The organism is Pseudomonas persica (assembly GCF_900291015.1).
Taxonomy (GTDB): domain Bacteria; phylum Pseudomonadota; class Gammaproteobacteria; order Pseudomonadales; family Pseudomonadaceae; genus Aquipseudomonas.
Map to the genome: position 1 here is coordinate 1 of NZ_OLKL01000234.1, position 256 is coordinate 256.

1 protein-coding gene is annotated in these 256 nt (G+C 51.6%); it reads left to right on the forward strand.

Annotated elements, in window-relative coordinates:
- Window positions 1-74: 74 nt before the first annotated feature.
- Window positions 75-256, forward strand: a 182-nt coding sequence (locus tag FQ664_RS26405; protein WP_306109838.1) for a cell envelope integrity TolA C-terminal domain-containing protein, incomplete at its 3' end; no start/stop codon positions are given.

Below are 256 nucleotides of genomic sequence, written 5' to 3' on the forward strand. Positions count from 1 at the left end.
TCATGCTATTAATGCTGGCCGCCTGCGCCGGCAGCAACAACCCCAAACGCCCATAACCTTCGGGACCTTCGGAAATGAGCCAGGCAGAACTTACTAATGCCCACAGTTATGCAGATCAGATAAACCAGGCAATAACTGAACAGTTTTCGGATATTAAGTCCTACCGGGGCAAGAAATGCACAATCTGGATTTCCGTTCTGCGGGACGGAATGGTGATGAACGCAACGGCCGAGAAAGGCGATCCTGCCCTGTGTCA